This window comes from Pseudomonas sp. BP01 (assembly GCF_022760795.1).
GTDB classification, from domain to species: domain Bacteria; phylum Pseudomonadota; class Gammaproteobacteria; order Pseudomonadales; family Pseudomonadaceae; genus Aquipseudomonas; species Aquipseudomonas putida_Q.
In genome coordinates, this window is sequence record NZ_JAFBKA010000020.1 from 113,126 (window position 1) to 121,325 (window position 8,200).

Genomic DNA, 8,200 nt, shown 5'->3' on the forward strand with positions numbered 1-8,200 from the left:
ACCTGTGGGAGCTGGCTTGCCGGGGATAGGGCCAGTACAGGTCAGCGCTGCATCCCCCAACGCCGCACGGTCAACCGCTCCAGGGTGTTGAACACCAAGCCTTCCACCAGCAAACCGATCAGGATCACCACCGCCAACCCGGCAAATACCTTGTCGGTATACAGCTCGTTACGGTTCTGGAAGATGTACCAGCCCAGCCCGCCTTTACCGCTGCTGGCACCAAACACCAGTTCGGCGGCGATCAGGGTGCGCCAGGCAAAAGCCCAGCCGATCTTCAGCCCCGACAGGATCGACGGCAAGGCCGCCGGCACGAGGATATGCAGCACCAGCCGCAGCCCTTTCAGACCATAGTTGCGGCCCGCCATGCGCAGTGTTTCCGAGACGCCAAGAAAGCCCGCGTAGGTATTCAGCGCCAACGCCCACAGCACCGAATGCACCAGCACGAAGATCAGGCTATTGTCGCCCAGACCGAACCACAGCAAGGCTAGCGGCAGCAGGGCAATGGCCGGCAGCGGGTTGAACATCGAGGTCAACGTGCCTAGCAGGTCGCGGCCCAGCTGGGTCGAAACCGCCAGGCTGGTCAGGCCGAATGCCAGAACGATGCCCAGTACATAGCCCTTGAGCAGGATCACCAGCGACACGCCAACCTTGGCCGGCAGTTCACCACTGATCATGCCGTCCCACAGGGCGGCGGCGGTTTGCAAAAAGCCTGGCAACAGCAGGTCGTTGTCCTGATAGCGGGCGACGGCCTCCCAGAGCACAGCGATCACCAGCAGGATAACTGCCTTGCGCAGCCAGCCTTGCTGCCACAGGCGCTGGGCCAAGGGCAGTGGTCGTTCCACAGGCACACTGAGCAGGGGCTCCAACTGCACCTCGTATTCCTGGCGTACAGGTGTAGTGGTCATGGCTGAAGCTCCTGTCAGTAGGCGATGCGAATATCGTTGAAGCCAATGTCGTCAGGCTGCTGCGGGGTATCCACCTCGTCAAACAGCAGACGGTGGATACGCCGGGCACTGGCCTGGAAGTCGCTGCCCCCCAGGCTACCCAGGTCGTACTGATGGCTGTGCACTTCGGCCCGTACCCGGCCCGGGTGCGGCGAAAGCAGCAGGATGCGGTTGCCGACCACCAGCGCTTCCTCGATGGAGTGGGTCACGAACAGCAGGGTGAACCGCACTTCCTCCCATAGCAGCAGCAGTTCTTCCTGCATCTTGCGCCGGGTCAGCGCATCAAGGGCGGCGAACGGCTCATCCATCAACAGGATCTTTGGCTGCGTGGCCAAGGCCCGGGCAATCGCCACGCGGGCCTTCATGCCGCCCGACAAAGTGTGCGGGTAGGCATCGGCAAAGGCAGCCAGGCCGACCTTTTCCAGGTAATGCAGCGCCCGCTCTTCGGCTTCGGCGCGCTTGAGCTGGCCCGACACCAGCAACGGGAACATGACGTTCTGCTTTACCGTTTTCCACGGTGGCAGCTGGTCGAACTCCTGGAACACCACGATGCGGTCGGGGCCTGGGCCACGGACCGCTTGGCCCTGCAGCAGAATCTGCCCTTCCTGCGGCTGGATGAAACCGGCCACGGCCTTGAGCAAAGTGGACTTGCCGCAACCGGAGGGGCCGAGCAGCACAAAGCGGTCGGCACGGTCGACTTCGAAGCTGACCTGGTGGGTGGCCCGCACCACGCGTTGCGCGGTGCGGTATTCAAGGCTGAGGTTATCCACCTTGAGCAAAGGCGGCGTTGCGACACGGCTCAGGTTGCTGGCCGTGTGGCCTGGCAATGGGGCGGTCATGATCGATCAGCTCCCCTGCAGCGGGCGTTCGTCCTGGAAGAAGTAGTCCTTCCACGATTCCGGCTTGTGCTTGATGGCGCCTACCCGATAGAGAAAATCGGCCAGCTTGTAGGTGTTCTTTGGTGTGACGGTGAATTCGTACTGCGGGTTGTCGATCAGCTTGATCAACGCGTCGCGGTCGATCTTGGCCTTGGTTACACGGATGTAGGTGTCGGCGGCAGCGGCCTTGTCTTTCTGGGCAAAGTCTGCGGCTTCGGCCAGGGCATCAACGAAGGCCTTGTAGGTTTTGGGGTTGTCCTTGCGGAATTTCTCGGTGGCAAACAGCAAGGTCGGCGAGTTGGGGCCGAGCAGGTCGTAGCTGTTGAGCACCACATGCACGTCCTTGTTGGCCAGTACCTGGTCCTGGAACGGTGGGTTGGAGAAATGCCCGTTCAGCTCGGTGCCGCCCGCCAGCAATGCGGCGGTGGCATCAGGGTGCGGTACGGCAAGGGTGTATTTGTCGAGGCGGTTGTATTCCTTGTCGCCCCACTGCTGGGCAGCGGCGTACTGCAGGAAGCGCGACTGCACCGAAACACCTACCGCCGGCACAGCGATACGGTCTTTGTTGGAAATGTCGGCGATGGTTTTCACGTTGGGGTTGCTGCTGACCAGGTAGTACGGAAAGTTGCCCAGCGAGGCCACGGCCTTCACATTCTGCCGACCCTTGGTGCGGTCCCACACCGTAAGCAGCGGGCCGACACCCGCGCCGGCGATGTCTACCGAACCGGACAGCAGTGCGTCGTTGATGGCCGAGCCACCCGACAGCTGGGCCCAGTCGACTTCGATGTCGATGCCCTGCTCCTTGCCGTGCTTTTCGATCAGGTGCTGGTCACGCACCACGTTCAGCAGCAGGTAGACGATGCCGAACTGTTCGGCAATGCGGATCTTGCCTTCGGCCTGGGCTACTGCAGGGGCAGCCAGGCTGCCGACGACCAGGCTTGCGCCCAGGCCGATGCTTGCCGCCAGGCGGCTGATGGATTTGCGCATGATGATGTCCTCAGTCGTCAGAACGGGGCGTCGCCCTGGATGGTGGTGCGGTACAGCTTGCGGCGCAGGTGCGCGGGGCAGCCGGTGGCCAGGTGAATGAGCGAGCGGTTGTCCCAGAACACCAGGTCGTGGGGTTGCCACTGGTGGCGGTAGATGTTCTGTTCCAGCACGCTGAGGGCGTACAGCTGTTGCAGCACGTCGCGGCTTTCATCATCTGGCAGGCCGACGATGCGGGTGGTGAAGCCCTCACTGACAAACAGCGCCTTGCGGCCGTTTTCCGGGTGAGTACGAACCACCGGGTGAATGACTTCCTGTACCTGCGCCAACTGTTCGGCGGTCAGGGTCGGGCGCCAGTTGCCTTCAAATTTGGTCTCGCCGTAGCGGGCGGTGTAGGAGTGAGCGGCACTGCGGCCCTCGACTATTTTGCGCAGGACGTCGGGTACGGCGTCCCAGGCTTTGTGCATGTCGGCGAACAGCGTGTCGCCGCCTTCGCTGGGCAGTTCCTGGGCATGCAGCATGGAACCGAGGCTGGGCAGCGCCTTGTACGACAGGTCGGAGTGCCAGAACTTGCCGGCATCACCCAGGCCGATGTTCTGGCCGTTTTCGATGATGTTGGAAACAATCAGGATCTCGGGATGACCTGTGAGCAGGAACTGCTTGAGCACATGGATCTGCAACTCGCCAAAGCGGCGGCTGAAGGCTATCTGCTGTTCCGGGCTGATGCGCTGGTCGCGGAACACCAGCACATGGTGGTCGAGGTGGGCGCGATGGATACGGGCGAAATCCTCGGCGTTGACCGGTTTGGCCAGGTCCAGGCCGATGATCTCGGCGCCTACGGCACCGGAGAACGGGCGGATTTCGAAAACTTGCGGCTGGGCGCTGTCGATGGTCGACAAGGCGTTCGAGGCGGCTGACATTTATCACTCCCACGCAGTGCGCGACTTCAATGGCGCGCAACGATCAGAAACGCACGGGGATTTCCCGTGTGGGTTCAAGTCGTGCGGCGCATCGATTGGTCGACGGGTACGCAGTGGTGTGACTATAAAGTCATAACGGCGATATTTTAAATACCTTTAAAGCATAACCATATCACTGTCGCCGGGCTGGCCTGCTGTCAGATCAGCCCGCCCTGCTCTTCTTCGTCAATCAGGTTGTTGAGGCTGCTGAGCGCCTTGCGCGCGGTGGAGCGGTTGAGCAGCTTGGCCTGTGCGCCAGCGGGCAAGTCGGTGATCTTGAACACACCCTTGGCGGTCAGCACGTCGATGAGGTCCTCAAGCACGCGGATCATGTCCAGGTCGCTTTGCTTGAGCTGGTTGAGGCTGTTTTCCACGACGTCATCGGCAAACCATTCCTGGATATCGGCATGGTCGGCGGGGAGCATTTCGGTGAACTGGTCAAAAGCGGCTGCTTCTACCCGCAGCAACTGGCCAGCGGCGTCGCGTTGCACGTAGAACATGGCGGTGTCCCTCGTCACGTTGGTTCCTTGTTGGTAGACAGCAGCATAGGCAAAGATCGCCGGGCGCGCAGGCCCGGCGCCAGAGTATGCGCTGTGGTGGGGGTTGCGGGAAAGAGCCGGTAATGGCCTTGCCTGCATGATGCCATCCCTGTAGGAGCGGCCTTGTGTCGCGAACGGGCCGCTCCTACAACGACCGCGCCCTGCCGGTTCGGACCATGCCAGCCAGCGATGAGCGAATGGGCCGCGAAGCGGCCCTTTAGCGCATCAGCTGTCTTTGTTGTGGATGATGATGGTCGGGTCAGCACCGCTGATCAACGAGTTGATCGTGGTGTTGGACCAGTTCACCCCTTCCAGCTTGATGGTCACGTCGGCGTTGGCGATACCACCTGCGGCGTTGAGCTTACCTTCGCTGCTGACTTGCAACGTGGTCGTGCCTTCCACCGTGGTGAGTTTCAGGTAGTTGTCGATCGTGCTGCCCTTCTCACCTTGCAGCAAATCGCTCAAGTCGATCTTGTCTTTCTCACCTACCTTGAAGTCCTTGATCACGTCGTTGCCGTAATCGCCCGCCTTCCACACGAAGGTGTCGGAACCGCTGCCACCGATCAGGATATCGTCGCCGTGGCCACCGATCAGGGTGTCATTGCCAGTACCGCCCAGCAGGATGTCGTTACCTCTGCCACCATCGAGCGTGTCGTTACCACCTTGGCCGAAGAGGATGTCGTTGCCATTGCCGCCGGACAAGAAGTCCTTGCCGTCGTTGGCACCGGAGATATCGAACTCGGTGTAGTGCTCGGTGATGTACTGGTGGACATTGCTGGTGGTAATGGTGCTGGCTTCGACACCGCTCTTCTGCGCAACGTAGGTCTGCAGGGCCTGATAGCCCTCGCTGACAACACCATTGAGGGTGATCAGGTCACCGAAGATGATGTCATTGCCGTTGCCGCCATCGATGGTGTCGGCGCCGGGCAATGTGGCCTCCGTATGCCCCAGAATCGCCTTGGCCAAATCAGATGGGTCAATGTTGGTCTGCGGTTTGCCGGCGCTATCGTAGGGCTTCAGGTCCAAAAGGCTGACATCATTGTTCAGGCCGATAGCCTGCACCTTGCTCAAGCCTGCTACGGTGTCGCTGCCGCCCAGCAATGTAAAGCTATCGGTCGTGCCAGATGCAGCATTGTAATAGTTGGTGTTGTTAGCCTTGCCGGTACCACCGAGGTTCGAGAACTCGTAAGTGCCGTCACCCTGGGCATGGATGGTCCCCACCGTGCGGTTGGAGATCTCGTACAAGTTGCCCCACCAGTCCTTGCCGTAAGTGGTGACTTTAACGACCCCGGCGCTGTTGATATCGACCTTGTGAGTCGAGTCCGCCCAATCGCTGTAAGTGCCGCCAACCTTGTAGTTGTTGACGTTCACGACTTCATCCAGGGTCTTGCCGCCAGACCACAGGCGGGCATCGGTAACTTCATCTTTCTGGTAATACGTCGGTTTACCGTCGGTAATGAAGTACGTGAGGTTCTCGGCGCCAGTGTTGCTGGTCGCGACCGCGCTCTTGAAGAAGTTGGCAGTGGTCTTGAACGCGTCTTCATAGTTCGTACCACCACCATCGTCCCCGCCCTGCATCGACCTCAGGACCGCTTGCAGGTCATTCAAGGCGTTAGGATCGGCAAGGTTCACAGCTACGTTCTTGTTGACCTGCGTGTCGAAGTCGACAAGGAAGATGTTGACCGTGCCCGAGGTGTCCGAGCCCAGGCTGGCTTTCAAGGTGGCAAACACAGACGCCAACTGGGTCTTGGCTGCGGCAATAGACGCATCGCTCATGCTGCCCGAGCTGTCGACGATAAACGCAATATTGTAGTTCTTGCCCGCCACCACGTTCAGGCCCGACACGTCGGCGACGATGATGTCGTTGCCTTCGCTGCCGGTCAGTGTGTCATTGCCCGAGGTACCCACGCTGGCCTTGTAGGTTGCGCCGTACACGGTGACCGGGATGTTGCCGGTGGTGATGGCCGAACCGCCGAGGCTTTCGGTGGCAGTCGAGGTGACCGTGATGTCGAACGAGCCTTTGTAGTAGGTCGGCGGGGTCAGGGTCAGGCCGCTGAGTTTCCAGCCGGTTACATCTACCGGTGCGCTGCCTACCGTGACCGTGTGGCCTGCACCATCGCTGAGTACAGTGCCTTTCGGAATGCCGCTGAGGCTAACGTTCAGGGTTTCGGAGCCATCGGTGTCGGTCAGGGCAGTGGTAATACCGACCAGTTTCACCGAGCCACCTTCCGGCCCTTCATTCAGTTTGTAGCCGTCGTAGTAACTCTGACCATTCACGGTGTGCAGGTCGGACACGCCCAGGCCAGCATTGGCCATCTCGGTCACGTTCTGATACATCTTGATGTTCGAGCTGCTCAGGTCAGTGACCGCACCCGAGCCTACCTGGATGTTCAGGTCATAGCTGCCTGGCCCAGACTGGTTGGCATGGTAGACCTCGATCGGGTAGTAGCCACTGGTGTTCGGGGTGAAGGTACCCGAAACCTGGCCACCGGCACCCCAGGTGGCCGTGACCACAGTCTTGCCACCAATGGTGACCACGAAGCTGTCGTCGGCAGTACCGCTGAAGGTGTAGGTCTTGCCGGCTTCCAGGTAGATCAGGCCCGACGTTTTCGAGCCGGTGCCAGCAGTGACGCTGCCATCGGACTGCACGTTGGTAGTGGTGGTGCTGGAGTTGGCAGTGCCAGAGTTGGTAAATACCGTCTTCAGATCATCACCGGTAATGCCATTGCCACCAGTACCCAGGCCTTTGAGGCTGGTCCAGACTTCCTTGGTCAGGCCCTTGGAGTCGATATCGGCGCTGCCGAAGCTGAGCGTCGGTTTGTCGGCTACCGGGCTGATGTCGACCTTCATGGTCACTTCGCTGCCCAGGTTGGTGCCATCGTTCGGCTTGTACTTGAACTGTGCGTAGTCGGCCTTCTGGTTACCCACGCCATTGCCACCGTAGTTATCCGAGCCCGACTGGTTGAGAGCCGGCACGAATTTCAGGTTCTTGGCAGTGATATCGGCCTGGCTGACTACTTGGCCAACGGTCACATTCACCCACGCAGTACCGTTGAAGAACTGCAGGCTGCCGGCGCCAGGGATCGAGGTAATGGTCACGGACAGACCAGTGTTGCCATCGGCATCGGTGACTTTGAAATCACTCCAGGCGAACACGTAATCGGTGTCTTCCACGCCAAACACCGCGCCACCAGTTGAAACCGGCAGGTTGTCGTTGTCGAGGATGGCGGTAGTCACGCTCGATTTACTGCTATCAACCTGCAGGTTCTCGAAGTTGCCACCGGTGGCGGTCTCGATCTTCACCACAAAGTTCTCGGTACCTTCGACCAGTTTGTCGTCGATGGTAGCGATGTTGAACGTTGTGCCTGTGCTGTTGGCCGGGATCTTCACGGTGGTGACACCGGTGAAATCCTCACCGTTTTTGGCGGTGCCGCTGTAGCTGAGGGTGATCGTGACTTCGGCCTTGGAGGCGTTGCTCAGGGTCAGCGTGTACTGGCCTGTTTCGCCCTCGGTCAGCGAAGTGGTGCCGGTGATGCCGACTGTGGTGACGTCGCCTTGGTTGCCCGTGCCCGGAGTGCCCGAACCCGGTTCGTCGGTGACGGCGGTGCTGACTGGGGTCTTGTCCAGGGTCAGCTGCTCGAACTTGCCAACATCAGTGCCGCTGACCGAGGCGATCGCTTTGATCACAGGGTCATTGGTGCCCACATAGATGTTGTCCGGCGCGATAACAGTCGCAGTCCCCACTGTGCCATTGGCCGGTACGGTGATAACGGTCTTGCCGTCGCTCAGCGTGAAGGTCAGAGCGTTGTGGTTGTTGATCGGCAGGCCGTCTTTGTTGGTCAGCGTCACGGTGTAGGTGATCACGCCGCCTTCGGTTACCGACGGGGTCGCGGTCA

At 60.3% G+C, this 8,200-nt stretch carries 6 protein-coding genes; all 6 read right to left on the reverse strand.

Translation table 11 applies throughout. The features are described from left to right. Positions 1-41 precede the first annotated feature (41 nt). Positions 42-905 carry an ABC transporter permease gene (locus JOY50_RS18830; RefSeq protein WP_132842650.1) on the reverse strand — a complete coding sequence of 288 codons (864 nt, stop codon included), beginning with the start codon at positions 903-905 and terminating at the stop codon, positions 42-44. A 14-nt stretch (positions 906-919) separates the two neighbouring features. After that, positions 920-1,783 (reverse strand): ABC transporter ATP-binding protein, encoded by an 864-nt coding sequence (locus JOY50_RS18835; protein WP_132842648.1) that lies wholly within the window; start codon positions 1,781-1,783, stop codon positions 920-922. Between the two features lie 6 nt (positions 1,784-1,789). Beyond that, positions 1,790-2,809, reverse strand: a complete 1,020-nt coding sequence (locus JOY50_RS18840) for an ABC transporter substrate-binding protein (RefSeq protein ID WP_086975894.1) — start codon at positions 2,807-2,809, stop codon at positions 1,790-1,792. 17 nt (positions 2,810-2,826) lie between these two features. Beyond that, complete coding sequence (locus JOY50_RS18845) at positions 2,827-3,726, reverse strand: TauD/TfdA family dioxygenase (protein WP_132842646.1); 900 nt, start codon at positions 3,724-3,726, stop codon at positions 2,827-2,829. Between the two features lie 197 nt (positions 3,727-3,923). Next, complete coding sequence (locus JOY50_RS18850; protein WP_012269973.1) at positions 3,924-4,265, reverse strand: hypothetical protein; 342 nt, start codon at positions 4,263-4,265, stop codon at positions 3,924-3,926. A 264-nt stretch (positions 4,266-4,529) separates the two neighbouring features. Beyond that, on the reverse strand, positions 4,530-8,200 hold a 3,671-nt coding region (locus tag JOY50_RS18855), incomplete at its 5' end, for an immunoglobulin-like domain-containing protein (protein ID WP_238342572.1).